Source organism: Streptomyces sp. NPDC002206 (assembly GCF_053593595.1).
On the sequence record NZ_JBSFCW010000008.1, the window covers coordinates 94,062 to 119,935 of the forward strand.

Consider the following 25,874-nt stretch of genomic DNA (forward strand, 5'->3'; position numbering starts at 1 on the left):
AGGTCACAGCACCGCGTCGAGGAACTCGCGCGTACGTTCGTGCTCGGGATCGGTGAAGATTTTTTCCGGCGAACCTGCCTCCACCACCCGCCCTGCGTCGAACATCAGCACCTTCTCCGAGACGTCCCGGGCGAAATTCATCTCGTGGGTCACGCAGAGCATCGTGATGTCGGTGTTTCGCGCGATGTCGCCCAGCAGGTCCAGCACGCCCGCCACCAGCTCCGGGTCGAGCGCGGACGTCACCTCGTCCAGGAGCAGGATCTCCGGCTGCATCGCCAGCGCGCGGGCGATCGCCACCCGTTGCTGCTGGCCGCCGGAGAGCTGGGAAGGGTGTGCGTCGACCTTTTCCGCGAGCCCCACCAGATCGAGCAGCTCACGGGCGTGGGTCTCCGCCTCGTCACGGTCCATGCCCAGCACGCTGACCGGTGCCTCGGTGATGTTCTGCAGCACCTTCATATGGGGAAAGAGGTTGAACTGCTGGAAGACCATGCCGATCTTCCTCCGGGCCTCGCGCAGATGCTTCTCGGTCGCCGGCCTCAGCGAGCCGTCGGGAGTCCTGACGTGGGACAGCGGGTCGCCGTCCACCCAGATCACTCCGTCGCTGACCTTCTCGAGCGTCATCAGCAGCCGCAGGATGGTGGTCTTGCCCGAGCCGCTGGGTCCGATCAGCGTGACGTGTTCGCCGCGCCGCACCGAGAAGTCCAGCCCGTCGAGGACGACATGGTCGCCGTACCGCTTCACGACGTTGTCGAAGCGGACCAGCGGATGGCCGGTCTGCGACGTGGCAGGGACCGGGACGATGTCCACGGGGGCCGCGGCCGCAGCCTTCTGCGGGGGGAGAGGTTCAGTGGCCAAGGCGCTTCTCCAGCTTTCTCATCAGCAGCGAGGTGGGGTAGCTCGCGACCAGGAAGACCAGTCCGGCGAGCGTGAATGCCTCGGTGTAGGCGAAGTGGTCGGCGCCGTACTTACGGGCCTCGAAGACCATTTCCTGCACCGTGATCACGGCGAGGAACGGGGTCTCCTTGAACATCGAGATCGCGTAGTTGCCGAGGGCGGGCAGCACATTGCGCACCGCCTGCGGCAGGATCACGGCCTGCCAGGTCCGACGCGGGGTGAGCGAGAGCGCCCGGCAGGCCTCCCACTGGCCCTTCGGCACACCGTCGATCCCGGCGCGGTACACCTCGGAGGTGTACGCGGCGTAGTGGACGCCCAGCACCACAATGCCGACCGTCAGCGGCTCCACCGAGGTGAACAGGGCGGCCGCACCGACCAGTTGGACGAGCAGCGGGGTGGACCGGATGAATTCCATCACGACCCGTACCGGCACGGTCACGAACCTGCTCGGGGCCCGTCCGGCGACCGCGATGGCGAGCCCGAGGACCGCGGCGACGAGCGTGCCGAGCACGGTCGCGAGCAGCGTGACCCGGAAACCTTCGAGCACCAGGGGAAGCGCGTCCCGGGCGGCGTTCCAGTCGAAGCCGTTCACCGGGCACCTCCGGCCGCAGAGGCGACGGTCTCGGTGGCGCTGCGGCTGCGCAGCAGCGAGCCCGCACCGGTCGGCAGACCCAGCCGTCGCTTGGCGCTCCGCTCCAGCAGATTCATCAGCAGAGTCAGCGCGTAGGCCAGGACGAAGTAGGCGACCAGCAGGGTCAGGTACGCGGTGAGCGTCTCACCGGTTCGGTCGCGCAGCTGCTGGATCACGGTCATCAGGTCGGCCGCGGAGATCAGCCACAGCAGCGGGGTGCACTTCAGCAGCTGGATCAGCAGATTGGTGAAGGACGGGATCATCTGCACCCAGGCCTGCGGAATGATCACCTTCCGCATCCGGTACAGCGGCGTCATGTTCAGCGCGACGGCCGCCTCGTACTGGGCACGGGGTACGGAGCTGATCGCACCGCGCACCACCTCGGAGCCGTACGCGCCGTAGTTGAGGCCGAAGGCGACGACGCCACAGAGCAGCGGCGTCAGTTCGTACCCCGTCAGCGGCGGCATCGCGTAGTAGAGCCAGAACAGCTGGATGTAGAGCGACGTGCCGCGGAAGAACTCCACGACCACGCGCGACACTCCGCGCGTCACCATCAGCCGGCTGACCGACATCAGACCGAGGACGAAGGACAGGAGCAGGGCGAGCAGTGCTCCCAGGACGGTCGCCTGGAGGGTCACCCACAGCCCCGAGCGCAGCTGCGGCAGATCGTCGAAGAAGGCGGAGAAGAAATCACTCATGCGGTGGGGTCCGTCCCTGTCAGCCCTTGCACAGATCGGCCGTCTTCAGGGTTGTCGGTGGCAGCTCGGTGGCTCCGAAGCCGTACTCCTGGAGCAGGCTGACATAGCGCGACCTGTCCGAGACGATCTTCTTCAGCTCGCGGTTGAAGGCGTCCCGCAGATCCTCGTTGCCCTTGCGGAAGACGGCGCCGCCGGGGCTGTACTGCCGCTTGCCGTCGAGCTCGGGCAGGAAGGGCTCGGTGACCTCGATGCCGGGGTTGGTCTTCGCCAGCCAGCGCAGCGAGATCCCGGTGAGCAGGAACGCGTCGATCCGGCCGCCCTTGACCGCGTCGGCGCCGTCCTGCGGCTTCTGCAGCGACTTGATCCTGTCCTTGGGGATGCCGGCCCCCTCGGCGTACGAAGCCTCGACGGCGCCCGACATCACACCGACGACGACCCCGGCGGCCTTCGCCGATGCCAGGTCGGTGACCTTCTTCGGGTTGCCCTTCTTCACCATCAGCGCGGTGGGCGAGATGAACTCGGGCTCGGAGAAGATGGCGTTGGCGCAGCGCTCGGGCGTGATCGCCATGCCGGCACTGACCACGTCGTACTTGCCCGCCTGCAGCCCGGGGATCAGGCCATCCCACTCGGAGAGGGTGGGCTTCAGTTCGTCGACGCCGAGCGCCTTGAATATCTCCCGATGCAGGGTGGGTGCCTCGCCCTTGAGCTGCTTGCCCTCCAGGTAGCCGTACGGGGCCTCATTGGCGTACGCGACCCGGACGAACCCCTGCTTGCGGAGAGCCTCGAGCGCCCCCGCACCGTCCGCGGAACCGGCATCGGTCTTGCTGCACGCGGAGAGCAGACCGGGCACGACGAGCAGACCACCTACGGCCGCCGATCGGTTGAGGAAGCCCCGACGGGACAGGTTCGGGAAGTCAGCCATGGTTCGCAGTCTCCTGGAGGGGTCGAACAGTCCGGACAGGTTCAGCGCCTGCCCGATCCCGTGCAGCTATGCAGGAAGAGGCCGCATGTAATCGAACGGTGACCTGGGCGTGACCATCCCGTGCCTCCATGTGGGCGGAGCGCGACGGCCGGTGCGCAGCGCGTATTCCCCGGGCTGGAAGGGCCCATGACCCACCGTCATGTGGCGATGTCCGTCATGGGTGGACGAAGTGGTCATCGAGCTCGACCGGTTGGGGTCACTCACTCCGGTCCCGGGCGGGTACGTACCCGAGCTGTTTGTCGACCACGTTCGGCAAGGGCTTCCCGGCCGCCCAGAGTTCGTACATCTCCACGAACTGCTCACCCAGCCGGTCCCGCCAGCCGACGGTGTCGCCGCTCATGTGCGGGGACACGATCAGCCCCGGTACGTCCCACAGCGCGCTCCCCGGATCCAGCGGCTCGTGCGCGAACACATCGAGCGCCGCGCCCGCGATCCACCGTCTGCGCAGCGCGTCGGCCAGGTCCTCCTCGACGACCAGCGGCCCGCGCCCGACGTTGATGAAGCGGGCCGACGGCTGCATCAGCCCGAAGAATCGCGCGTCGAACATCCCGCGCGTGCGCTCCGTCAGCGGCGCCGCGCAGATCACCCAGTCGGCGAGCGCCGCCAGCCGGTCCAGATCCTCGGCGCCATGGATACTGCGGCGCGCGGTACGCCCGACGAGCGCCACCTGGACCCCCAGCGCCATCAGCAGCCGGGTGATCTCCCGGCCGATCGGCCCGGCCCCGACCACCACCGCGCGGGCGCCCGCGACCTGCTGCGATTCACGGTGACGCCACCGCCGCAGCCGCTGCAGCTCCAGCGTGCCGGGAACGTCCTTGGCGAACGCCAGCACCAGGCCCAGCACATACTCGGCGATCGGTAGCTCGAAAACACCCCGCGCATTGGTCAGCACGGTGTCGGATGCGGCCAGCTCCGGGCAGAGCAGCCGGTCCACGCCCGCGCTCGCCGTATGCACCCAGCGGGGCCGCGGCCCGTCGCCCGGCCAGGCGGCCCGTACCGCGTCGGAGGTGAAGTCCCACACCAGCAGAGCATCGGCGTGCGGCAGTTGCCCGGCGAGGCCGGCCTCGTCCGTGTACAGGATCCGGACCCGTCCGGTCAGCCGGCCGAGACGGGGCGAAGGGTCGGTGTCCAGGACGAGCAGGGTGGGCTCTGGCATGAGAGACGGTGGCTCCGCTGTGTCTGAGATGTGCGGATTGACCACGCTCGCACCCCGGCCCGGCTCCGTCAACGGGAAGGTGGGCGACGGCTGCCGAGGGGAATACTGGGCAGAGAGGGGCAGTAGCGGCAGTACACCGGTCCAGCAGTGCAGGAGGGTGGACATGACGACCGTCGGATTCCTCTACCCGGGCCACTTCGCGGAGGACGAGTTCCCACGGATGGAGGTCATCCTCGACACCACCATCAGGTTGGTCGTGAACCGCACCGAACCCGGCGAGGACGACCGGCGCCCCGACACCCTGCGAAAGCTGGGAGAGCCCGAACGCCTCGCCGCCGGTATCGAGGAGCTGCGGCGCGCCGGCGTCGAGTCGGTGGTCTGGGCCAGCACCGGCGGGAGCTTCGTGTACGGCTGGGAGGGCGCCCATGGGCAGACCACCGCCCTGGCCCGGGCGGCGGGACTGCCCGCCTCCAGCGCGTCGCTCGGCTTCGTCCAGGCGGTACGGGCGCTGGGCGCCGCCCGCGTCGCGGTCGCCGCGACCTACCCCGAAGAGATCGCCCGGCTCTTCAGCGAGTTCCTGGGCGCCGCGGGCATCGACGTGATCGCCACACACAGCGGCGGCGTCACCTCGGCAGCCGAGGCCGCCGTGTGGGGTCCGGACCGGCTGAAGGAGCTCGCCGTCGCCGCGGACCGCCCGGACGCGGACGCCGTGCTGCTGCCGGACACCGCCCTGCACACCGCCGCGCACATCCGGGACCTGGAAGAACTCCTTGCGAAGCCGGTTCTCACCGCGAACCAGGTGACGGTGTTCGAGGCGCTGCGACTGGCCCGCCGCCGTACCTGGGCGCCGCAGCTGGGCACGCTCTTCGCCACCCGGGAAGCGCCACCGGCCCCCGTGGGGGCGTGACCGGCCCGGAGCGACCGGCCGGGGAATAAGCGGAGACAACCTCCTGTTAGCCACCCCGGACGTACGCGTCCGAACGCCAGCGCATCACCGGAGAGGCCTTCACGTGGACAAGAACCGAGGCGACGACATTCGCGGCCGGGCCGAGGGAACGGCCCCCGTGCCGCTCTCGGTGCTCGACCTGGTGAGCGTGGGCCAGGGCCGCACCGCGACCCAGGCGCTCCGCACCAGCGTGGACATCGCGCAACTGGCCGAACGCCGCGGCTTCCACCGCCTCTGGGTCGCCGAACACCACTCCATGCCCGGCGTCGCCTCGTCGTCCCCGGCCGTGATCCTCGCCCATCTCGCCGCGCACACCGAGCGGCTCCGGCTCGGCTCCGGCGGGGTGATGCTGCCCAACCACGCCCCGCTCGTCATCGCCGAACAGTTCGGCACCCTGGAGGCGATGGCTCCCGGCCGTATCGACCTGGGCCTCGGCCGCGCGCCCGGCACGGACGGCGCGACCGCCGCCGCCCTGCGCCGCACCGAGCGGCTGAACGAGGGCGCCGACGACTTCCCGCAGCAGCTCGCCGAGCTGACCCGGTTCCTGGACGACGACTTCCCCGACGGTCACCCGTACGCCCGCATCCACGCGGTCCCGGGCCCGGTGCAGGGCCCCACCGGCCGCCCGCCGATCTGGCTGCTCGGCTCCTCCGGCTTCAGCGCGAGGCTGGCCGGCGTCCTCGGCCTGCCGTTCGCCTTCGCCCACCACTTCTCGGCGCAGAACACGATTCCGGCGCTCGACCTGTACCGGGAGTCGTTCAAGCCTTCCGCAGTGCTCGACGCCCCGTACGCGCTGATCGGCGTCTCGGCGCTGGCCGCCGACGAGGAGCGCGAGGCCCGGCGCCAGGTGCTGACCGGCGCGCTGTCGATGGTCCGCCTGCGCACCGGCCGGCCCGGTCTGATCCCGACCCCCGAGGAGGCGGAGGCGTACGCCTTCACCCCCATGGAGCGCGAGTTCGTCGACAGCTGGCTCGGCAATGTCATCCACGGAACGGCGGACGAGGTCCGTTCCGGGCTGGACGACCTGGCCAAGCGGACCGGTGCGGATGAGTTGATGATCACTGCCAATGCGCATGGGGGTGGGGCGCGGGTGCGGAGTTATGAGCTGATCGCGGATGCATATGGGCTGCGCGGCTGAGGTTGTGCGGGTTCGTCCGCCTGGCCGTTCTGTCCTCAAGCGCCGGACGGGCTGAAAGATTGCCCTCAATCGCCGGGCGGGCTTGATTTTGCCGGGCGGGGTTGGGTTGGTCGCAGGCCGCTCAGCGTTGCAGCGGCCTGGTGCCGATCAGTTCCGCGATGCGTTCCGGGGCCACCGCTCGTGAGTAGAGCCAGCCCTGGCCGGTGTCGCAGCCGATCCGGCGCAGTCGCTCCGCCTGGCCCGCGGTCTCCACGCACTCCGCGGTGACCGTCAGCCCCAGCCGGTGCGCCAGCTGCACCATCGCCTCGACGATCGTCTCGTCGGCGGGGCTGGGGTGCGCGCCGTCGTCGTAACGGAAGCCGCGTACGAACGAGCCGTCCAGCTTCAGTACGGACACCGGCAGCCGGCTCAGATAGGCGAGGTTCGAGTAGCCGGTCCCGAAGTCGTCGATGGCGATCCGGACGCCCATGTCGCTGAGCGCCTGGAGCGCCTCCAGCGGGCGGCCCGCCGAGCCCATCACTGCGGACTCGGTCAGCTCGAGCTGCAGCAGTCCGGGTGCCAGGCCGGTCTCGGCGAGGATCTCCGCGACATCGGTCACCAGGTCCGAGTCCCAGACCTGCCGTACGGCGACATTGACGCTGATGAACAGCGGCGGTTCGGTCGGATGGTCCAGCTGCCAGCGCCGGGCCTGGCGGCACGCCGACTGCAGCACCCACCGGCCGAGCTGGACGATCGAGCCGTCCTCCTCGGCGATCGCGACGAACCGATTCGGCGAGAGCATGCCGAACTGTGGGTGGTTCCAGCGGACCAGGGCCTCCACCCCGCGTACGACCCCGTCGGCCATCCCGACCAGCGGCTGGTACTCGATGGTGAACTCGCCGCGCTCGACAGCGGGCCGCAGCGTGGACGAGAGTGCCTGCCGCGTCATCCGGTGAGCGTTGCGCTCGGGGTCGAAGAGTGTCCAACGGGCTTTCCCGTCCGCCTTCGCCCAGTACAGCGTGGTGTCGGCGGCCTGCATCAGACCGGTCGCCGAGGTACCGGCCACGGCCCGCTCCACCACGCCGATCGACGCCGATACGGCCAGCCGCTGCCCGGCCAGGTCGAACGGCCTCTGCAGGGCGGTGAGCACCGCGCGGGCGAGATCGGTGAGCTGCTGCGTACCGGCGGACTCCTCGACGAGGATCGCGAACTCGTCGCCGCCGAGGCGCGCCACGAGTGAGGCGCCGGTGCGGTGCTGGTTCTCCTGTTCGGCGCAGTCGGTGAGTCTGGCGGCGACGGCGGCGAGCAGCCGGTCGCCGATCCGGTGGCCCATCGTGTCGTTGACGGCCTTGAACCCGTCCAGGTCGAGGTAGCAGAGCCCGATCCGGCCGTGCCGCCGGGGACCGTCCTGGTCCGGCGGAGTCTCCAGGGCGGCCGAGAGGCGTTCGAAGAACAGCATCCGGTTGGGCAGCCGGGTCACCGGGTCGTGCATCTGAAGGTGGCGCAGCCGCTTCTGCAGCTCGCGCCGGTCGCTGATGTCGGCGACGGAGAGCAGTACGGGACAGGAACCGGGGGAGGAACCGGGTGGCGTCTGCGGCATCGGCGCGACAGTGATCTCGGCCCACAACGAGCGCCCGTCGGGGTGTTTGAGCCTGCGCGTGCAGCGGAACCGGGAGCGCCGGCCACGCAGCACCTCGCGGTACGCATGCCAGGTGCGACCGTCCGACGAGACGTCGAGCAGATCGGACGCGGACTGCGCCGTCAGCGCCATGGGGTCGGCGCCGAGCAGTGCGCCGAGGGCGTCGTTGGCGGTGAGGATCAGCCCTTCGTGGTCGACGACGGCCATCGGAAGGGTGGCGGCCCGGAAGACGGCCCGGTAGTCGGCGCCGCGGCCGTCCGGCTCGGACCCACCGGTGCCGTCAGCGGTTCCGCCTGCGAGGCCGTCTCCGGCTCTGTCCGCGGTCCCGTCCGCGGTCCCGTTTCCGGCCCGCGCCGACGCGGGATCCGTATGACGCTCCGTGACCGGCGGTCGCGCGGTAGGGGGCGCTGCGCCTGCCGGGGGCCTCGGCCCTTCGGAGGTTTCGCTCACCGCTCGCTCCCGCCGTGCAGTTCTGTCCTGAACAGATGTGGTCGTACTGGGCCCGCCGCGTGGAGTGCCGTTGTCGGGGCGGAAACCACGCAGGAAAGCGTGGTGAAGCATAGAGGTTGTCGTCCGGCCCGTTCCAGCTCCCGGCCCCTTCCGGGCCCGCGGATCGCCCCGCATGGACCATTCGCGCGCCGATCCGGTTTGCCCAGGACTGATTGTTTCTGCGTAGCTCTGTTCTCTCCAGTCGATCTTGGGTCCGTCTCGTGCGGTTGCGGTGATCGATTATGACTGTCCGTGAAAAGGCACCGGGTGGCGGCCTGTGTACCCGAGTGGGGCAGCACAACAGGGCGTATACCACCAAACCGGCACAGGCTGGATTGCGAGTCCCGCATCCCGCACCCGGAGGTCGATGTGCCGCGTAAGCGCAGACTCGCGGGAGTGGAGAGGCCGAGTCCGCGTGGCGTGCTGGCAGGGCTGATCGCGCTCCTGGCGCTCGCCGCCATCTCTCTTGTCGCGGGTCCGGCCGTGGCCGTCACCGGTGCGGCCGGTCCGTGCGCCCTGCCCCGGACCGATGTGCACCACTCGCTGGGAGTGGGTGACTGGAACGACGCCTACCCGCGCCCGGACCACGCGCTCGACGCGGTCATGATCTTCCTCTCCTTCCCGGACGCCCGCCCCGTCACCACCCCCGCCGAGCTGGCCGCCGACTACTTCCCCGCCACCACCCAGTTCTTCCAGCGCGCCTCGTACGGGAAGTTCACCCTGCGCCCGCACCCGCAGCTCCATTGGATCCGGATGCCCCGGAGCTCCACCGCGTACGGGATAAAGCGTGACTGGGACGACGACCGGCGCAGCGAGTATCTGCGTGACGCGATTGCCGTAGCCGACGACCAGGTCGACTTCTCGAAGTACGACATCGTCTATCTGGTCGCCGACCCGGACGCCCCCGGCGTCGACTCCGATGCCACCAAGGTCGTCAACTTCGACCGGCCGCTGCACGCCGACGGCACGGACATCAGACGTGTTGTCACCGTTTTCGAACAGCACCCGCCGGACCGGAACGTGCTGGCCCACGAGACCGGGCACGTCTTCGACCTGCCGGACCTCTACCACCGGCCGACGGACGGCAAGGGCGACTGGGACACGTACGTCGGTGACTGGGACGTGATGGGCAGCCAGTTCGGCCTTGCGCCGGATCTGTTCGGCTGGCAGAAGTGGAAGCTGGGCTGGCTGGACCGCGGGCAGGTGGCGTGCATCCAGCGCAAGCAGGACATCACCCTGGAGTCGATGGCCGCCGTCCCGGCGCGTGGTGCGTCTCTCGGGACTCGGCTCGCGGTGATCAGGACCGGGGTGGGCGGCGTGGTGGCGATGGAGGCCCGCAGCGCCACTGGTAACGACCGGACGACCTGCAGCGAAGGGGTGCTGATCTACCGGGTCCGCAACGGGACGTCGTCCGGCGGCGGGCCCATCCAGGTCATCGACACGCACCCCCACACCGACGCCTGCTGGGACCTGTCGGTCTACCCGCCGCTCGCGGACGCCCCGCTGCGGGTCGGGGAGACGTACACCATTCCCGGTGAGCACACCAGGGTCGAGGTCGCGGACCGGACGCCGTCGGGTGCGTGGACGGTCAGGATCACCACCGGCACGTGAGCAACCGGTCCGGCGGTGAAACGAAGAAGCCCCCCGCTTGCGCGGGGGGCTTCTTCCGTCTGTGCGCCGCCAGGGACTCGAACCCCGGACCCGCTGATTAAGAGTCAGCTGCTCTAACCAACTGAGCTAGCGGCGCCTGCTGACGTCGTAGACCTTAGCATCCTGATCGGCGGGAGGAAAAATCGAAATCCGGGCCGTCGACGCGGGCGCCGAGCGGGTCACGCGTACACAGGCCCAGAGCAGTACGTCGGGGCCCGGAAGCCATGGGTTACGGGTGTCGGGGGCGACCACCCACCGGGGCCCGGGTGCGGTGGAACCGCAGGCCAGAGGCGGGACGGTCACCGCGTCGCCGGTGCCGTGACAGAGCAGCGGCGGGAACCTGTTCTCCTGGTCGTCCGGCCGTCCGGGCGCCTGCGGGTCGTGTTCCGTCGCCGGCTCGGGGCGGCTGCCCCACTCCTCCCAGTCGAGCAGCGACGGCAGCCGCTGGGCGGTACCGGGAGCGGCGAACAGCAGCACCCGCCCGCGGTGTGAGGCGACCGGCCCCGAGCCGGGCCCGTCGGCCCACAGGTGCTCCAGCATGCGCCGCCCGAAGAGCGCGGGCACATTGACCACGTCGAACGTGGAGCCGCACGGCAGCACACCGGGGGAGCCGGGGCGGGCCTGCCACTGGGCGAGCGTGGAGCGCGGATAGGCCGTGGCGCCGACGAGCCAGGCGGCGCCCGCCGCGGTGACCTGCGCGGTCTGATGCCGGGCTTGATTCCCGGGCTGGGATCCGGCCTGGGTTCCGGTCCGGTCCCCGGTCTGGTCCCGCAGGGCGGCGAAGATGTCGACGCTGTGCTGGGACCCGGTGCCGGGGTACAGGGTCGATTGGTCTGGCAGCCATGCACTCATGTGCATTGGTCTACCGGGAGTGACGGTCCGGATTCCAAGAGTTGCCGGAAATCGGGACAGGGTGGTGGGGGGAGGAGTATCTTGCCCGCGGGCATATGCCAGCGGGCTGTACCCGGAGTCAGCTCCGGGCAAGGGCCGGACGCTCCGGTGTCACGGTCTGGCGCCGCCCAACAGGCTCCGGCCGAATTCGACCATCTTTTTCGCGTAGTCCTCGGTCCACTCCGCGCGCTCCGCGATGTCCGCATTGGTCAGCCGGTCGAACCGGCGCGGGTCGGCCAGCTGGGCAGCGGCCATCGCCTGGAACTCGACCGCGCGGTCGGCCGCGGCGCGGAATGCCAGGGTCAGCTCGGTGGCGCGGTCCAGGATCTCCTTCGGGTCGTCCATCGACTCCAGGTCGAAGAAGTGCTCGGGATCGGCGACCGCCGCCGACGGCTCGAAGAGCAGGGGCGCGGGGCGCAGCCGCTGCCGCTCGTTCCGCTCGGGTTGTGCCATGTGGTGTTCCTCCTTCGGTGGGCCCGACGGCCACCCTCTATTGTCCAACCCGCCGCAAGTGCGCTTCGGGGCGGTGCACGGGGCCAGTGCGCGGGGGCGCGCACCAACACACCTCCGGGCGCGTCGCGCGCCCCCGGTGGCCCGTCGCCCACGGCCCGACGACGTTACGGACGCGATCGCACCGACGACGTTACGGACGCGATCGCACCGACGACGTTACGGACGCCATTGCATCGGCGACGCCAGGGAGCCCACCACGTCGGCGACGTCACGGCGCCCACCGCACCCGGTGTTCCGCGAGATGTGCCAGGACCGCGTGGTTCGCCTCCCAGCCGTCGGGGAATTTCACCGTGACACCCAGTTGGACCGGCTCCGTCGACGGATGTTCGTCCAGCAGGTCGGAGACGCCCTCGCGGCAGACCACGATGCAGGCGTGGCGGTGCCGCGAGGCCAGGACGCACAGCCGGCCCGTCTCCAGGTGGAACGCCGTGGCGTCCGGGCGGCCGGACAGCGGGTGCAGGACCACCGTCACATCGAATTCGCGGCCCTGGAGCCGGTTCGCCGTGTCCACCGCCACACCCGTCACACCGAGCTCCGCGAGCGCCGCCCGCACCGCCGCGGCCTGGTCCCGGTGGGCGGTGCCGACCGCGACCCGGTCCGCCGTCACCGCAGCGGGCTCGGGGGAGCGCTCACTCGTGGCCGCGCCGCCCCGGTCCAGCAGGCGGCGCACCACCAGGGCCACCGCCCGTACCGCCTCCGGATCCGTGCGCGGGGTGTGCCGGGCCGGAAGTTCGAGCAGGCCCCAGCCGGACTCCGCGGCCTCGTCCAGCACCCGGTCCGGGGCGGAGCCGTCCGACGCGACACCGAACGACAGCCGCCGGTCGCCGTGGTCCGTGCCGCTGCGGAACGGGGTGTACGGGTAGAACGCGTCCGAGACCAGCGGCGCCGCCGACGCGGGCAGCCGCCATGACACCGGCAGCCGGTGCTGCGGCAACTCCGGGTTGTGCGCCAGCAGTGTGGAGACCGCGCTCGCCGACGGGTCGTACGACAACCCTGCCCACTGGTCCGCGCCGACGATCGAGAACGGGTCCAGCTGGCCGGGATCGCCGACGAACAGCGCTCGTTCGAAGAGCCCGGCGACGGCCAGCAACGCGTCCGAGCGCATCTGGTACGCCTCGTCGACGATCGCGTGCCCCCACGGCTCGACGTTCTTCACATGTGCCCACTTGGCGGCCGTCGAGATGACGACGTCAAGTCCGGCGAGGTCCGCCGCCTTTGCCGATTTCCGTACGTTGGCCAGGCCGTCCAGCACCTTGTCGTACGGGTCCGAGTCATTGCTGTGCAGCCTTCCGACCGGCAGCCCCGGGTCCTTCTCGGCCAGCCGCACGACCAGGTCGTCGACCTGGGCGTTGGTCTGCGCGACCACCATCAACGGACGCCCGGCAGCCGCCAGTTCGAGCGCGGCGCGTACCACCAGCGTCGACTTGCCCGCGCCCGGCGGGGAGTCCACCACGATGCCGCGTGCCGTGCCGTGCAGCGTGTCGTCCAGGATCGCGGTGGTTGCCCGTCCCGCCGCCGCGCCCGGGTCGAATACGGCTGTCACAGAAGGTCCTCCGCGGTCACGGGGTCGGGGTTCTCGGCGGCGGCGCCCGGTGGACCGCCGTGCGTCCAGGGGGTGTCCTCCGGGTCCGGCAGCTTCGGGCCGCCGCGCTGGTCGTGCTCGAACAGCGTCCACGCGATCCGGTCGCCCGGCTCCGGCAGCGAACCCGGGGCCGGCTCCTTGCTCCGGCCCATCCGGTCGGTGATCCGCAGCACGAGCAGGACCTCCTCCGCTCCGGCCTCGTCCTCGGAGGCGTATGCCACGAACTCGGCGGTCTGCGGCCTGCCGTCCAGCGAGCGGTACACCTTCGTCCGCTCACCGAGATGCGGGCGCTCGTCCGTCCGGATCGTGACCAGCGGGCGCGGCGAGGGCCGCTTCGACTCGCTGTACGCCATCACCACCTCCGTCACCTCCCCGACAAACGCCTCGCCGGCCAGCCGCCGCCCGGCCAGCACCAGCGGATCGTCCAGCGCCTCCTGGGCCTCCAGCTGCGCCTGTGCCGTCTCCCGGGACGCCAGCTTCTGGGCTGCCGTCACCGCGTCGTCGCGGCGCGGCTGCGGCGGCTCCCCGGACCGCACCCGGTCCCGGTGGCCGGTGAACGACCAGCGGTCCCGGGTCCAGCGGTCCTCGGACCTGGCCCCGGGCGGCAGCTGCGCCATCAGGTCCAGCCCCCGCCACACCGCATCCCAGGTCGGCCGCAGCACCCCGGCGAGCAGCGATCCGATCTCCCGTTCGGCCGCCGTCAGTTCGGCCAGCCGGGCGTCGGCGGCGAGCCCGTCCTCGGCCGCCGCGAGTGCCGTGCGCGCCCGGTCGTACTTCTCGATCGCCGGTGCGAGCAGCCGGTTGTCGAATGCCGGGTCCGTGGCCGGACCGGCCGGCGGGCACACCAGCTGGCCGCCGTCGTCCCGCTCCAGCTCGGCCCGGAGCGCGGCCTCGGCCCCGGACTCGCCCGCCGGAGGGTCGATCCAGGCGAGCAGCGCCCCCAGATGCTGGTCCTCCAGCGTGGACTGTCCGGTCGCCCAGTGCCGGTTCAGCAGATCGGTCGCCGCGAGGAGCAGCGAGGAGCCCGGCACCCGGGCCCGCTCCGCGTAGTGCGTCAGCCAGCGGCCGAGCAGCGGGACACGGGCCGGGGCAGGGTACGGGGTGTCCGGATCGTCCTCGGCGGTGCGCCGGAACCGCATGGAACGGCCTAGCAGCCGTACGAAGTCGATGCCCGCCCGGCTCGGCACGATCAACTGCGGTGCGTCCATGCACAGTTCGACCTCGACCTTGACCTTCTTTCCGGTCTCGGGGTCGGTCTCGTTGCGCTCGGCCGGCTCGACCACGTCCGCGTACGACTCGATGTGCGGCAGGACCGCCTCGGCCAGGTCGGCGAGGAACGCGAACCGCAGGTCACGGTCGCGCGGCTGGGCCACGGTCAGCAGTCGCGGCGCGTCCCGGTCGGTTCCGACGAGCGCGCCGAGCGGGGCGCCCGCCTCACCGGCGGTGGTCAGCGGTACGAGGACGAGCGGCCGGCCGGTGAGATGGCGGTGCAGAACGGTGGCCGTCGGCTGCGCCCGCCCGCTGTCCACGGCCTCGAGCCGGGCCAGGGTGCTGATCAGCGACATACCGTTCCGCCCTCCGGAGCTGCCGGGCCGGTCGCTCTTTCCAGCGCCTCCGCGCGCAGGGCCGCCGCGCGGCGCAGGGCCGCGACCGTCGGATCCGCCGGGTCGCCCTCCTTGCCCGCGGCCGCGGCCAGTACCTCGCTGACCGTCGTCAGACCTCCGAGCTCGCCCCGGACGCTCCGGCCCAGCGCCTGCACCGCACCGGCCGAGCGTGCCTTGGTTCGGCAGTGGAAGGCCAGCTCGCAGGCGGCCAGGCACTCCGGTGCGTACGCCGCCGTGACCGATTCGACCGCGGCCGTCAGCTCCTGCGGCGAACACTCCGGGTCGAAGGTGGTGCCCTCGGGCAGGGCGGCCGCGATTTCCTCGATCCGGGTCAGCCGGGTCAGCTGACGGCGGGTGACCGCGCGCTGCTTGCGCACGTCCACCACCGACGCCGTCGGCAGGTTGGAGAAGTCCTTCGGGCAGACCAGCAGAACCCGGTGGCCGACCTCCGCGCCCTGCGTGACCGCTGCGATCCGCTCCAGCGCCAGGACGTACACCGCGGACTGCCGGGCCGCCGCGCCGACCTTCGCCGCGTCCGCGGAACTGTCGATCACGGGGAACGACTTGATCTCCACAACCGTCCACCGGCCGTCGGGGTGCACGACCACCGCGTCCGGCTCCAGATAGGCGGGCGAACCAGCCACCTCCAGGGCCAGCATCGGATGGTCGAGCAGCGCCCAGCCGCCCGCCCCCGTCGCCTCCCGCAGCGCCAGCGCCGTACGGGCCGCGCGTCCCTCGGGACCGGCCGCCGTCAGATCCGGTACCAGGACCTCGCGCGGCGCCTCGCTGCAGCCGCCGAGCCGCTCGTACAGCAGCCGCATCAGCTCCGTACCGCCGTCGGCCTTGACCTTCGCCTCGAAGGCGTTGCCCCGCATGAACGCGAACTGCGACTGGCCGAACGCGGCGGGGGAGCCGAGCGCCGCCGCCAGCGCGGTCTTGTCCACCCCGGCGCCGTCCAGCAGGGCGCGCCGCTTGCAGCCGGGGTTCGCGGCGAGGGCGGCCAGCGCGCGGGCATCGAGCGGATGCGGGGCGACGGCCGGACCGCGCAGCTCAGCGAGCCGCTGCCGGAGCGCCGTCGTCTGCTGCGTCGCCCGATGCTGCGTCGTCGGTGGAGTCTGCGGAGGAGGTCCGCTGGCCGGGGATTCGCTCACCCGCGGAAGTCTTGCATCCGACACTGACAATCGGGGACTTCGTGGCCGAAGCGGCGGTTACGAACCGGTCCTGTACCGCGGCCCTGACCCGGTCGGCGAGCCGCATGACCGGCCCGGTCAGCAGCGCTCCGACGGTCATCACGGCAGCGCCCGCGACCGCGTCGAGGAAGTAGTGGTTGGCCGTGCCCATCACGACGATCGTGGTGACCAGCGGGTACATGACGCCCGCGGTGCGTACCAGCGGGTGCCGCGTGTGACGCCAGAGCAGGACCCCGCACCACAGCGCCCAGCCGACGTGCAGACTCGGCATCGCGGCGTACTGGTTGGTCATCCAGCCCATCCCGCGCGGCGCGCTCGCCTCGGTGCCCCACCAGCCGTAGGAGCTGTACCGGGCCATCGTGTCGACGAAGCCGTGCGTGGCGTGCAGCAGCCGCGGCGGGCAGGTCGGCAGCAGCGCGAAGCCGACCAGGCCGAGCAGTGTGGAGGTCATCAACCAGGTGCGGGCGGTGCGGTACACGGCGGCGCGGCGCCGGTAGATCCAGATCAGGACGGCCGGGGTGACCAGGTAGTGCAGTGAGGCGTAGGCGAAGTCGGCGGGTATGCCGATGGAGGGGTGGGCGGTCATCAGCCGGTTGAGCGGGTGCTCCGCGTTGAGGAAGAGCGTCTTCTCCAGATGCAGTATCCGCAGCCCGTGGTCCACAGCCGTCGACACATCGCTGCGGACCAGCAGCCGGCCCGCCGAGTAGACCGCGTACACGACCGCGATCAGCGGCAGCTCGGCCCACCAGCGAGGCCGGTGTCTCGGCGCGGACGCGGTGGCAAGCGGCATTCGGAAGCTCTCCATCATGTGTTCATGCGACCGAGGGCGGCCGTTCAACCGTAAGGTGCAGATCGGCCGCGATTCCCCCGGGGGTACCCCTGTGGATGCCCCGGTTCGTACGGAGATTTCTCCGCGGGGAAGGGGACGCCTGTTCGGCCCCGGAGGTTGCCTGCCGGACGCGTGAGCGATGATGGAAAAGGCGGATCACCCGTCCCTGTTGTCGATTTCTCCGAACCAAGATTCAGGGAGAGCCGTCATGGCACCGCGTATCCTGCTCGCCCGGCACGGCCAGACGGAATGGTCCGTCAAGGGCAATCACACCGGCAGGACGGACATTCCTCTGCTCGACGCGGGCCGCGCGGGCGCCAAGCTGCTGGGCGAGCGGCTGCACCGCGGACCGTGGGCGGACCTGCCGGGCCTGGAGGTCCGCACCAGCCCGCTCGTCCGTGCCAGGGAGACCTGCGACATAGCGGGCTTCGCGGACCGGGCGCAGCCGTGGGACGCGCTCATGGAGTGGGACTACGGGGCGTACGAGGGCATGACACCGGCCGAGATCCAGGCGATCCGGCCGGGCTGGTTCATCTGGCGCGACGGGGTACCGGACGGCGAGACCCTGTCCGAGCTGTCCGCCCGTGCGGACGAGATCGTCGACTGGGCGCGCTCGGCCGAACGCGACGTGCTGGTCTTCGCGCACGGTCACATCCTGCGGGCACTGGGGGCGCGCTGGCTGGGCGAGGACGTGTCGTTCGCGTCCCGCATCCGCCTGGACCCGACGTCGCTGTCGGTGCTCGGATGGGCATACGGGGCACCGGCCCTCGAACGCTGGAACGACACGGGCCACCTGGACCGGTGAGGTCCTGCCCTTACCCGGCGGTGTGGTGCCCTCAATCGCCGGACGGGCTCGAACTCTGGCCTGCGGGTGAGGCGAACCGTCGCCCGATCGCAGCCCGCGCGGGCCGAATTCGGCCCGCCCGGCGATTGAGGACGGAACCGGTGCACCGGACCCGGATGCGCGTCGCGTGGCGCGGCACCCCGCCCTACGCCTCCGCCCCCATCTCCCCGTACCGCTCCAGGAACTCCGTCACCTCAGGTGACCCCCACTGCGCCCGCAGCACCTGCACCGCTGCCGCCAGCATCGCCCGGATGCGGGAGGACTGGACCTGGGCCAGCAGATCCAGCACCTGCTGCCCCGCCGTGGCCGCCTCCGCCGCGGCCCCGGCCCGGGCCAGGTCCGTCGTCAGCTCGGCGCGGTACAGCGCCAGGTTCCGGGTGAAGTGCGGATCCTGGAGCTGCGTGGCCCGCCGCGCATGGCGGGCCGCCCGTGGCCAGTCGCCCAGCGCCGACCAGCACTGCGCCTCCAGCATCTCCAGCTCCGCCTCCCGGAAGAACGTCATCCACTCCGGGTCGGCATCGGACGCCCCACGGCCGAACGCCGTGTGCGCCCGCCCCAGCGCCCGTTCGCAACCGCTCCGGTCGCCGAGCCCGGCCCGCCCCCCTGCCTCCCGCAGCGCGAGCAGCGCCAGCAGTCGCGATGAGCCCAGGGGGCCGGCCGCCCGCTGCCCGGCCTCCGCCGCGCGTACCGCCTCACGGGGCCGCCCCGTGTCCCTCGCCAGGAACGACGTATTGCAGAACGCATGCGCCTCCAGCGCCGGGTCCCCGGCCACCCGAGCCGTGGCCAGCGCCTCCGCATAGTGCGAGCGGGCGTCGTCGAAGCGTCCCGAGTCATGCGCCAGCCACCCCACCGAGATGGCCAGTTCGCCGGCCCCCGCGTGCAGCCGGTCGGAGGTGGAGCGGCGGGTGATGGTCCCCTCGTCCAGCAGCGCGTAGGCCGCCCGCAGCGGTTGCGCGGCCCGCCGGTAGAGGCCGCCGCCGCCGTGCCGGTCGTCCAGCAGACGGATCTGCCGTACCGCCTTCTCGACGGCCGTCACCTCGGCCTCGCCGACCCGCCGTTGGACGGGCACGGCAGCGGCGGCGATGGTCGTGGTGCCGAGGCCGAGGCCCAGGGATGCGGCCGCCATCGCGGTGGTGCCGCTCGTCATGAATACGCGACGCAGCACGTCGCTCTCCTCGTCGGTGTCGCTCTGGAGCGTGGGGGGTGGTGGGGTATCGGGACTGTCAGGGCTGTCGGGGGCGCTGCCGATGGTTCTCGCCGCCCGGCCGCGTACGGACTCGCGCGCCGAGAAGCCCAGATCCGCCAGGGTCGCCCCGGGGAACATGTGCCGGAAGACTCGTTCGTACGCGTAGTTGGGACAGCGGATCTCGCCGGACTCCACGCGTCCGATGTACCGGGCGTCGCACGCGACCTGCTCGCCGATCTCGCGGGCGGACCTGCGTACCGCGGCAGCGAACTCCCCGGCGGAGCGCGGTCCGCGCAGCCGTCGGAAGGCGAGGTTGGGAACTGCCCCTGTCGACACCATGGCTGGGCCCTCTCTGGTGCAAGCCGGACGCCTGGTTCCGGAGTCCGGCGGGGCAAGAACGTACCCGCTGTGACAGCTCGCACACACAGCGTTTGCGTACGAAACGGATATCTCACCCACGATCCGCCATGAACTGCCACCCTTTGCGGCGGTGCCACACCGTAGCCCTTGACGTGGTCGACGCGTTGGTCCATGCGGAGACGGAGTCTGGCTCCGCCCAGCGATGAGAGGAGAGGTCCCTTGTTGCATCTCGGCACGGAGGCCGGCTCGCGGACGACTGCGGCGACCCGAACGGCGACGACCAGTACTGCCACCACCCGTACGGCGAAGGCCGATCCCGGAACGGCAGAGTGCGATCCCCCCGGCACCTTCCTCGGCGGCGGCCCCTGTGATCTGGTGACCGTTCCGGCCCGCCAGGGGCTGGAGGCCGTGGACATCCTGCGCCGCGGCGCCGATCAGGAGGCCGTCGGCCCGGTCCTGCACGACGGCGCCTGCGACACCCTCGGCTTCCTGGTGCCGCCGGGCACCGCCGAGGCCTGGGACGTACCGGGCAGTGCCTGTACGCAGACGAACGGCCGCGGGCTGCGCATCCCCACCGAGCCGCCGGTCTCCGGCAGCGGCTGGCTGCTGCCGCCCGCCGACACCACGGTCACCGATCCGGCCGCGCTGCGCGCCGCACTCGACCAGGCGGCCCGGCTGATCGAGGCGGCCGACAACTGCTGCTGAGCCCATAATGGCCAGGTGGGCGGGTTTCCCCGTCGCTGCCGGTCCTGCACCGGCCCGGGCGATGAGCAGTGAGTAGGGACGAGCGTCAGTGGCACGTCGAGGTCCGTCGAGCGGTGGCGCGGGCGCCCGGAAACGAGCGGACCGCAAGTCCGACCGCAAGCCGGAGCCCCTCTCCGAGACCGTCGACGGCGGTCTCGCCGAGCTGATCCCCGACCGGGAGCGGCCGCACGCCTGGACGCTGACCCTCGACGGCGCCCCGCAGTCCCACGTCGACCTCGACGACCCCTCGCATCTCTCCTTCGCCTACCAGCGCCGGATCGGCCACATCGCCGATCTGGCCGCCCCCGCAGGGCAGCCCCTGCACGTCGTGCACCTGGGCGGCGGCGCCTTCACCCTCGCCCGGTACGTCGCAGCGACCCGGCCGCGCTCCACCCAGCAGGTCGTCGAGCTGGACGCGGCGCTCGTCCAACTGGTCCGCCGGGAGCTGCCGTTGGACCCGCAGGCCCGGATCAGGGTCCGCTCCACCGACGCCCGCGCCGGGCTCGGGAAGATCCCGGACGACTGGGCGGATCTCGTCATCGCCGATGTCTTCAGCGGAGCCCGCACGCCCGCCCACCTCACCAGCGCCGAGTTCCTCACCGACGTACGCCGGGTCCTGAAGCCCGCCGGGCAGTATGTGGCCAACCTCGCCGACGGTCCGCCACTGGCCCATCTGCGCGGCCAGATCGCCACCGCCGCCACCGTCTTCCCGGAGCTGGCACTCGCCGCCGATCCGGCCGTGCTGCGCGGCCGCCGCTTCGGCAACGCCGTACTGCTCGCCTCGGCGCTCCCGCTCAAGGTCGCCGAACTGACCCGCCGGGTCGCCACCGACCCGCACCCCGGACGCGTCGAACACGGCAAGGAGCTCGCCGACTTCACCGGCGGCGCGGCGGCGGTGAGCGATGCGGACGCCCGTCCGTCACCCGCGCCTCCGCCCTCCGCCTTCGAGTGAGCGTCCGGTGATCAGACGATCTCGACCATCGGCGGATGGTCGTTCCAGGTGCAGAAGACCGACACCGTCGTCCCGTCATCGGTGCTGAAGTTCACCCGGATCCAGGTCGTGTTCGTCCAGACCCGCATCGACCAGCCCGGATCCGGTGTCGCCGAGACGAGCTTCGCCCAGTCGGAGCCGAGTTCGAAGACGACCCGCCCGCCGTCCGTCGGGTAGCTCCTGACCGTGCCGGAGGGCTTGGCCGGGCGCGAGGGCGAAGGGCTGCTCGACGGGGTGCGGGACGGTTGCCGGGGAGGGGTCGCGGACGGCTTCGAAGCGGTACGCGGCGTGCTGCTCGGCGTCGGTGCCGGCGACGACTCCGGGCGCCTCGTCGAGGACGACAACGCGCCCGCCCCGCTGTGGCTGTCACGGGCGCTCGCGGAGATGGGCACCGCGCGCGGCGGGTCGTACGCCGTCCCCGCCATCACCGTGTGCACACCCCACCACGACAGCGTGACCGCAGCGCCGGTGGCGAGCGACCACGCGAGCGCGTGTACGAGTCCTCGTTGCATCCGGCACATCCTGCACCACAGGGCCCTGTGCTGTCCCCGTACCCACACGGACGGGACCGCGGGCCGGTCAATGGCGTACGGTGCCGCCCATGCCAAGTGTGCTCGTGGTCGAGGACGACCAGTTCGTACGTTCCGCCCTCATCCGGCACCTGACCGAGGCCTCCCATACGGTACGGAGTGTCGGTACCGCGCTGGAAGCGCTGCGCGAGGTCGCCCACTTCCGATTCGATGTGGTCATCCTCGATCTCGGCCTGCCCGACCTCGACGGATCCGAGGCGCTGAAGATGCTCCGCGGCATCACCGACGTACCCGTGATCATCGCGACCGCGCGGGACGACGAGAGCGAAATCGTCCGGCTGCTGAACGACGGCGCCGACGACTACCTGATCAAGCCGTTCTCGGTGGAACACCTGTCGGCGCGGATGGCTGCCGTGCTGCGCCGTTCGCGCGCCGCCGGGGGTGGGGCGCCGCCGCCGAGTGTCATCCAGGTCGGCGGGCTCTCCATCGATCCGCTGCGCCGCCAGGCCGAACTGGACGGCACCGCACTCGACCTCACCCGCCGCGAGTTCGATCTGCTGACCTTTCTCGCCGGGCGCCCCGGGGTCGTCGTCCCGCGCAAGGAACTCCTGGCCGAGGTCTGGCAGCAGTCGTACGGCGACGACCAGACCATCGACGTCCATCTCTCCTGGCTGCGACGGAAGCTGGGCGAGACGGCGGCCAGGCCGCGCTATCTGCACACCCTGCGCGGCGTCGGCGTGAAACTCCAGCCGCCCGCGGTGCAACCGCCGGACCCGGAGCAGCCCGTATGAGATGGGCCCTGGTCAAGGTCTGCCTGGCCGTCACCGCGATGGTCGTCATCGCTTTCGCCGTACCGCTCGGTCTCGTCATCAAGGAGATGGCCCGCGACCGGGCCTTCTCCGACGCCGAGCGGCAGGCCGCCACGATCGGTCCGACCCTCTCCATCACCACCGACCGCGCGGAACTGGAGACGGCCGTCCTCACCACCGAGCCGGGCGGCGAGGGCCGGATGGCTGTCCACATCCCCGCCTCCGAGGAGTCGGACAGCCGCCCGGTGGAGATCGGCACCCGGCGCGCCACCCGCAAGGACGTGGAGACCGTACGCACCTCGGGGCGCGCCTCGATCAGCGAGGTCACCGGCGGTTCCGCACTGCTCCAGCCGACCGCGCTGGGGTCCGGGGGCATCGCCGTCGTCGAGGTGTTCGTGCCCGAGGGCGAGGAGTCCAACGGGGTCGCCACCGCCTGGCTGATGCTGGCGGGCGTCGGCATCGCGCTGATCGTCGGCTCGGTCGCGGTCGCCGACCGGCTCGGGGTACGGATGGTGAAGCCCGCCCAGCGGCTCGCGGGCGCCGCCCACGACCTGGGGGAGGGCAGGCTGGGGACCAGGGTCCGCGAGGAGGGGCCGACCGAACTGCGGTCCGCCGCTGTCGCGTTCAATTCCATGGCCGACCAGGTCGTCCAGCTCCTCGCCAACGAACGGGAACTGGCCGCGGACCTCTCGCACCGGCTGCGCACCCCGCTCACCGTCCTGCGCCTCAACGCCGCCTCGCTCGGCGAGGGCCCGGCCGCCGAGCAGACCCGGGCCGCCGTTGAGCAGCTGGAGCACGAGGTCGACACGATCATCCGCACCGCCCGCGAACAGCGCCCGCAGACCCAGGGACTGAACAGTGGGCCCGGGGCCGGCTGCGATGCCTCCGAGGTGATCCGCGAGCGGATGGACTTCTGGTCGGCGCTCGCCGAGGACGAGGGGCGCGAGGTGCGCCTCGCGGGAGTGGACCGTACGGTTCGCATCCCCGTCGCTCGGCCCGAACTCGTCGCCGCGCTCGATGCGTTGCTCGGCAACGTCTTCCGGCACACCCCGGAGGGCACCGCCTTCGCCGTCGACGTGCACCACAGCGGCGACGCCGTGATCGTGCTGGTCTCGGACGCGGGCGGCGGCATAGCGGACCCCAAGGCGGCGCTGGCGCGCGGCGGAAGCGGTGGGGGAGGGGCGCGGGGCTCGGTGGGCTCGACCGGGCTCGGGCTCGACATCGTCCGCCGCGTCGCGGAGTCCACCGGCGGCGATGTGCGGATCGGGCGGTCGGTGCTCGGCGGCACGGAGGTCCGCATCTGGATCTGGCTCGACGGGCGTCGGCCCGGGCAGGGCGGGCGCCGTCGCCGGGTGGGCCGGCAGCGTCGCCGCCTCCGGTCGGCGGCCCGGTCTTAACCAGCACCGATGCGTCCCTTAAGCGAACCCTAAGAACATCAACTCGTGCCCGGTACAGCCCATTTGCCGGATTCGGTGCCGCTAGCGTGCTCCCGCACCCCCACCCCCCGTACGACAGAGGCAGGCACGCAATGGGCACCAGTACGCACCGGCGCACGGCGAGCACCAGGACCAAGGCGATCGGCGCCGTTGTCGCCGCGGCAGTGATCGGCTCCACCGTCTTCGCCCTCACGGGCACGGCACAGGCCGCTTCGGTAGGCGCCGCGTACACCAGGACCAGCGGCTGGACGGGCGGCTACACCGGGCAGTACGTCGTCACCAACGACACCGACAAGGTCCAGACCGACTGGACACTCGAATTCGACCTGCCCGCGGGTACGAGGATCAGCTCCCTCTGGAACGGCGAACACACCGTCAGCGGCAACCACGTCACCGTGAAGCCCGCCGGCTGGAACAAGGAGCTGGCGCCCGGCAAGTCGGCCACCGTCGGCTTCGTCACCACCTCGGACGGCACGGCGGCGGACCCGACCGGCTGTCTGATCAACGACGCCAAGTGCTCCGTCGACACCGGAGCGACGCCGGAGCCCAGCGGACGCCCGACCGAGACCGCGACCCCGACTCCCACGGCCACCCCCACGGCCAAGCCCACGCAGACCGCCACGGCGACCCCCACGCCCACCCCCACCGCGACCGAGGGCGGCGGTACGGCGGGCGGCGCCGGCTTCGCCCCGTACGTCGACACCTCCCTCTACCCGGCGTACGACCTGGTCGACACCGTCACCAGGACCGGGGTGAAGGAGTTCAACCTCGCCTTCATCACCTCCGGCGGCAGCTGCGCCCCGCTCTGGGGCGGCGTCACCGCCCTCGGTGACGACCACGTCGCTTCCCAGATCGGGGCGCTGCGTGCCAAGGGCGGCGACGTCCGGGTCTCCTTCGGCGGCGCGGCAGGCTCCGAACTGGCGCTCAACTGCACCTCCGCCACCGACCTCGCCGCCGCGTACGGCAGGGTCATGGACACGTACAAGCTCACCAAGGTCGACTTCGACATCGAAGGCGGCGCGCTGCCCGACACGGCAGCCAACTCCCGCCGCGCCCAGGCGATCGCACAGCTCCAGAAGTCCCACCCGGACCTCGATGTGTCCTTCACCCTGCCGGTCATGCCCGAGGGCCTCACTCAGCCGGGTGTGGACCTGATCGCCGACGCGAAGAAGAACGGCGTCGAGGTCGGCGCGGTCAACATCATGGCGATGGACTACGGCGCCTCGTACAGCGGCGACATGGGCTCGTACGCGATCCAGGCGGCGACCGCGACGCAGGCCCAGATCAAGGGTGTGCTCGGGCTGTCGGACACGGCGGCGTGGAAGGCCGTGGCCGTCACCCCGATGATCGGTGTGAACGACGTCAGCACCGAGATCTTCAAGGTCGAGGACGCCACGCAGCTGGTGAAATTCGCCCAGGAGAAGGGGCTGGGCCGGCTGGCGATGTGGTCTGGCACGCGGGACAAGGAGTGCGCGGGCGGGGCGAAGCCGTCCGCGGATGCGTCGTGCAGCTCGATCGCGCAGGAGCCGCTCGCCTTCACGAAGGCGTTCGGCGCGTACAAGTAGCTCTTTCCACCCCGCAGACCGCCACCCCCCGCGCGCATCCCGGCCGGCCCCACACCCCCACAACCGGCCGGGGTGCGCCCCCTTTTCTCGCGACGGTTCCGTCCTCGATCCCCGGACGGGCTGAAAGACGTCCTCAGTCGCCGGACATTGCGGATGGACGGAGAGGATCACAGAGTCCCGCCTGGCCAGATGCCGGTACATGTACTCGATCTGGTCCGCGTACACGTTCGGCGTGGCGATCTCCACGGTGGCCGGCAGGTTGTGGATGACCGGCCGGTCCGGGGACGCGTCCCACAGTTCGGTGAGGCTGTTGCAGGTGCGGCGGCGGCCGGCCGGCCGCGACGACACCCGCGACGACACCCATGACGCACTGGTGAGTGCCGTGGTGGCGGGCGACGCGGAGCCGGCCGGCCGGGCCGCCCAGGCCGAACTGGAGACCACGCCGACCCGGCTGCGCACGGCCTGAACCCACCTCGGCGACCGCTGGGCCACAGCGCGCCGCTTCACCTCGGCCGCACGGTTCGGAGGGAGAACGCGGATGCGGCCCAACGTGCCCCCTGGCTCCGCACCCTGTTCACCTTCCGGTGGGCGAACAAGC

The 25,874-nt window shown here is 71.4% G+C and carries 24 protein-coding genes and 1 tRNA gene; 10 read left to right on the top strand and 15 right to left on the bottom strand.

The window, feature by feature from the left end; genetic code table 11:
• Positions 1-3 precede the first annotated feature (3 nt).
• From ehuA to ACWCP8_RS17530, 5 genes are all read right to left on the bottom strand, one after another.
• Positions 4-855: an ectoine/hydroxyectoine ABC transporter ATP-binding protein EhuA gene (ehuA, locus tag ACWCP8_RS17510; RefSeq protein WP_451116738.1), complete on the bottom strand. Its 852-nt coding sequence runs from the start codon at positions 853-855 to the stop codon at positions 4-6.
• Positions 845-1,486, bottom strand: a complete 642-nt coding sequence (ehuD, locus tag ACWCP8_RS17515; RefSeq protein ID WP_355994153.1) for an ectoine/hydroxyectoine ABC transporter permease subunit EhuD — start codon at positions 1,484-1,486, stop codon at positions 845-847. The genes ehuA and ehuD overlap by 11 nt, the downstream gene beginning before the upstream one ends.
• Positions 1,483-2,223, bottom strand: a complete 741-nt coding sequence (gene ehuC, locus ACWCP8_RS17520) for an ectoine/hydroxyectoine ABC transporter permease subunit EhuC (RefSeq protein WP_355994155.1) — start codon at positions 2,221-2,223, stop codon at positions 1,483-1,485. The genes ehuD and ehuC overlap by 4 nt, the downstream gene beginning before the upstream one ends.
• A 19-nt stretch (positions 2,224-2,242) precedes the next feature.
• Positions 2,243-3,145, bottom strand: coding sequence for an ectoine/hydroxyectoine ABC transporter substrate-binding protein EhuB (gene ehuB / locus ACWCP8_RS17525; protein ID WP_451116741.1), 903 nt, complete (start codon positions 3,143-3,145; stop codon positions 2,243-2,245).
• Positions 3,146-3,401: 256 nt separating this feature from the next.
• Positions 3,402-4,361, bottom strand: coding sequence for a D-2-hydroxyacid dehydrogenase (locus tag ACWCP8_RS17530; RefSeq protein ID WP_352262454.1), 960 nt, complete (start codon positions 4,359-4,361; stop codon positions 3,402-3,404).
• A 163-nt stretch (positions 4,362-4,524) separates the two neighbouring features.
• Between ACWCP8_RS17530 and ACWCP8_RS17535 the strand changes: the two genes are divergently transcribed.
• Positions 4,525-5,268 (top strand): maleate cis-trans isomerase family protein, encoded by a 744-nt coding sequence (locus tag ACWCP8_RS17535; protein ID WP_451116743.1) that lies wholly within the window; start codon positions 4,525-4,527, stop codon positions 5,266-5,268.
• A 103-nt stretch (positions 5,269-5,371) separates the two neighbouring features.
• Positions 5,372-6,445 carry an LLM class flavin-dependent oxidoreductase gene (locus ACWCP8_RS17540; RefSeq protein WP_355994167.1) on the top strand — a complete coding sequence of 358 codons (1,074 nt, stop codon included), beginning with the start codon at positions 5,372-5,374 and terminating at the stop codon, positions 6,443-6,445.
• 121 nt (positions 6,446-6,566) lie between these two features.
• Here the strand turns inward: ACWCP8_RS17540 and ACWCP8_RS17545 are convergent, their stop codons facing one another.
• Positions 6,567-8,513, bottom strand: a complete 1,947-nt coding sequence (locus ACWCP8_RS17545) for a putative bifunctional diguanylate cyclase/phosphodiesterase (RefSeq protein ID WP_451116745.1) — start codon at positions 8,511-8,513, stop codon at positions 6,567-6,569.
• A 435-nt stretch (positions 8,514-8,948) separates the two neighbouring features.
• Between ACWCP8_RS17545 and ACWCP8_RS17550 the strand changes: the two genes are divergently transcribed.
• Complete coding sequence (locus tag ACWCP8_RS17550) at positions 8,949-10,163, top strand: M6 family metalloprotease domain-containing protein (RefSeq protein WP_451116747.1); 1,215 nt, start codon at positions 8,949-8,951, stop codon at positions 10,161-10,163.
• Positions 10,164-10,225: 62 nt separating this feature from the next.
• Here ACWCP8_RS17550 and ACWCP8_RS17555 read toward each other — a convergent pair.
• The 7 genes from ACWCP8_RS17555 to ACWCP8_RS17585 form a co-directional block, all read right to left on the bottom strand.
• Positions 10,226-10,299, bottom strand: a tRNA-Lys gene (locus tag ACWCP8_RS17555).
• Complete coding sequence (locus ACWCP8_RS17560; RefSeq protein ID WP_451116749.1) at positions 10,290-11,054, bottom strand: hypothetical protein; 765 nt, start codon at positions 11,052-11,054, stop codon at positions 10,290-10,292. The genes ACWCP8_RS17555 and ACWCP8_RS17560 overlap by 10 nt, the downstream gene beginning before the upstream one ends.
• A 150-nt stretch (positions 11,055-11,204) precedes the next feature.
• Positions 11,205-11,546 carry a hypothetical protein gene (locus ACWCP8_RS17565; RefSeq protein WP_352262444.1) on the bottom strand — a complete coding sequence of 114 codons (342 nt, stop codon included), beginning with the start codon at positions 11,544-11,546 and terminating at the stop codon, positions 11,205-11,207.
• A gap of 268 nt (positions 11,547-11,814) precedes the next feature.
• The gene (locus ACWCP8_RS17570; protein ID WP_313937430.1) at positions 11,815-13,149 is read right to left on the bottom strand and encodes an AAA domain-containing protein; all 1,335 of its coding nucleotides are present in this window, start codon (positions 13,147-13,149) and stop codon (positions 11,815-11,817) included.
• Positions 13,146-14,753 carry a hypothetical protein gene (locus tag ACWCP8_RS17575; RefSeq protein ID WP_451116751.1) on the bottom strand — a complete coding sequence of 536 codons (1,608 nt, stop codon included), beginning with the start codon at positions 14,751-14,753 and terminating at the stop codon, positions 13,146-13,148. Before ACWCP8_RS17575 ends, ACWCP8_RS17570 begins: the two co-directional genes overlap by 4 nt.
• On the bottom strand, positions 14,744-15,943 hold the full coding sequence (locus tag ACWCP8_RS17580; protein WP_451116753.1) for a hypothetical protein: 1,200 nt from the start codon (positions 15,941-15,943) through the stop codon (positions 14,744-14,746). The genes ACWCP8_RS17575 and ACWCP8_RS17580 overlap by 10 nt, the downstream gene beginning before the upstream one ends.
• Entirely contained in the window at positions 15,843-16,772 is a 930-nt protein-coding gene (locus ACWCP8_RS17585; protein WP_451116755.1) for a phosphatase PAP2 family protein, read from the bottom strand. The genes ACWCP8_RS17580 and ACWCP8_RS17585 overlap by 101 nt, the downstream gene beginning before the upstream one ends.
• A gap of 247 nt (positions 16,773-17,019) precedes the next feature.
• Between ACWCP8_RS17585 and ACWCP8_RS17590 the strand changes: the two genes are divergently transcribed.
• On the top strand, positions 17,020-17,616 hold the full coding sequence (locus tag ACWCP8_RS17590; protein WP_352262438.1) for a histidine phosphatase family protein: 597 nt from the start codon (positions 17,020-17,022) through the stop codon (positions 17,614-17,616).
• 184 nt (positions 17,617-17,800) lie between these two features.
• Here the strand turns inward: ACWCP8_RS17590 and ACWCP8_RS17595 are convergent, their stop codons facing one another.
• On the bottom strand, positions 17,801-19,180 hold the full coding sequence (locus tag ACWCP8_RS17595) for a tetratricopeptide repeat protein (protein WP_451116757.1): 1,380 nt from the start codon (positions 19,178-19,180) through the stop codon (positions 17,801-17,803).
• A 243-nt stretch (positions 19,181-19,423) separates the two neighbouring features.
• On the opposite strand from ACWCP8_RS17595, the gene ACWCP8_RS17600 reads away from it, so the two are divergent.
• Both ACWCP8_RS17600 and ACWCP8_RS17605 read left to right on the top strand, forming a co-directional pair.
• On the top strand, positions 19,424-19,906 hold the full coding sequence (locus tag ACWCP8_RS17600) for a hypothetical protein (protein ID WP_451116951.1): 483 nt from the start codon (positions 19,424-19,426) through the stop codon (positions 19,904-19,906).
• Between the two features lie 88 nt (positions 19,907-19,994).
• Positions 19,995-20,897: a spermidine synthase gene (locus tag ACWCP8_RS17605; protein WP_451116759.1), complete on the top strand. Its 903-nt coding sequence runs from the start codon at positions 19,995-19,997 to the stop codon at positions 20,895-20,897.
• Between the two features lie 11 nt (positions 20,898-20,908).
• Here ACWCP8_RS17605 and ACWCP8_RS17610 read toward each other — a convergent pair whose 3' ends face one another.
• Positions 20,909-21,448, bottom strand: coding sequence for a hypothetical protein (locus ACWCP8_RS17610; protein WP_451116761.1), 540 nt, complete (start codon positions 21,446-21,448; stop codon positions 20,909-20,911).
• 89 nt (positions 21,449-21,537) lie between these two features.
• Here ACWCP8_RS17610 and ACWCP8_RS17615 point away from each other — a divergent pair, with 89 nt between their 5' ends.
• The 4 genes from ACWCP8_RS17615 (at position 21,538) to ACWCP8_RS17630 (ending at position 25,742) form a co-directional block, all read left to right on the top strand.
• Positions 21,538-22,257 carry a response regulator transcription factor gene (locus ACWCP8_RS17615; RefSeq protein ID WP_267005026.1) on the top strand — a complete coding sequence of 240 codons (720 nt, stop codon included), beginning with the start codon at positions 21,538-21,540 and terminating at the stop codon, positions 22,255-22,257.
• Positions 22,254-23,672 (top strand): HAMP domain-containing sensor histidine kinase, encoded by a 1,419-nt coding sequence (locus ACWCP8_RS17620; RefSeq protein ID WP_355994194.1) that lies wholly within the window; start codon positions 22,254-22,256, stop codon positions 23,670-23,672. Before ACWCP8_RS17615 ends, ACWCP8_RS17620 begins: the two co-directional genes overlap by 4 nt.
• A gap of 131 nt (positions 23,673-23,803) precedes the next feature.
• Complete coding sequence (locus ACWCP8_RS17625; RefSeq protein ID WP_451116764.1) at positions 23,804-25,276, top strand: cellulose binding domain-containing protein; 1,473 nt, start codon at positions 23,804-23,806, stop codon at positions 25,274-25,276.
• A gap of 199 nt (positions 25,277-25,475) precedes the next feature.
• Positions 25,476-25,742: a hypothetical protein gene (locus ACWCP8_RS17630; RefSeq protein ID WP_451116766.1), complete on the top strand. Its 267-nt coding sequence runs from the start codon at positions 25,476-25,478 to the stop codon at positions 25,740-25,742.
• Positions 25,743-25,874: the final 132 nt, after the last annotated feature.

Bases quoted from the DNA above. Each gene is read 5' to 3' on its own strand.
- ehuC (WP_355994155.1), bottom strand. From the start codon at position 2,223: ATGAGTGATTTCTTCTCCGCCTTCTTCGACGATCTGCCGCAGCTGCGC.
- ehuB (WP_451116741.1), bottom strand. From the start codon at position 3,145: ATGGCTGACTTCCCGAACCTGTCCCGTCGGGGCTTCCTCAACCGATCG.
- ACWCP8_RS17530 (WP_352262454.1), bottom strand. From the start codon at position 4,361: ATGCCAGAGCCCACCCTGCTCGTCCTGGACACCGACCCTTCGCCCCGT.
- ACWCP8_RS17535 (WP_451116743.1), top strand. From the start codon at position 4,525: ATGACGACCGTCGGATTCCTCTACCCGGGCCACTTCGCGGAGGACGAG.
- ACWCP8_RS17560 (WP_451116749.1), bottom strand. From the start codon at position 11,054: ATGAGTGCATGGCTGCCAGACCAATCGACCCTGTACCCCGGCACCGGG.
- ACWCP8_RS17565 (WP_352262444.1), bottom strand. From the start codon at position 11,546: ATGGCACAACCCGAGCGGAACGAGCGGCAGCGGCTGCGCCCCGCGCCC.
- ACWCP8_RS17575 (WP_451116751.1), bottom strand. From the start codon at position 14,753: ATGTCGCTGATCAGCACCCTGGCCCGGCTCGAGGCCGTGGACAGCGGG.
- ACWCP8_RS17585 (WP_451116755.1), bottom strand. From the start codon at position 16,772: ATGCCGCTTGCCACCGCGTCCGCGCCGAGACACCGGCCTCGCTGGTGG.
- ACWCP8_RS17590 (WP_352262438.1), top strand. From the start codon at position 17,020: ATGGCACCGCGTATCCTGCTCGCCCGGCACGGCCAGACGGAATGGTCC.
- ACWCP8_RS17595 (WP_451116757.1), bottom strand. From the start codon at position 19,180: ATGGTGTCGACAGGGGCAGTTCCCAACCTCGCCTTCCGACGGCTGCGC.
- ACWCP8_RS17610 (WP_451116761.1), bottom strand. From the start codon at position 21,448: ATGCAACGAGGACTCGTACACGCGCTCGCGTGGTCGCTCGCCACCGGC.
- ACWCP8_RS17615 (WP_267005026.1), top strand. From the start codon at position 21,538: ATGCCAAGTGTGCTCGTGGTCGAGGACGACCAGTTCGTACGTTCCGCC.
- ACWCP8_RS17620 (WP_355994194.1), top strand. From the start codon at position 22,254: ATGAGATGGGCCCTGGTCAAGGTCTGCCTGGCCGTCACCGCGATGGTC.
- ACWCP8_RS17625 (WP_451116764.1), top strand. From the start codon at position 23,804: ATGGGCACCAGTACGCACCGGCGCACGGCGAGCACCAGGACCAAGGCG.
- ACWCP8_RS17630 (WP_451116766.1), top strand. From the start codon at position 25,476: ATGTACTCGATCTGGTCCGCGTACACGTTCGGCGTGGCGATCTCCACG.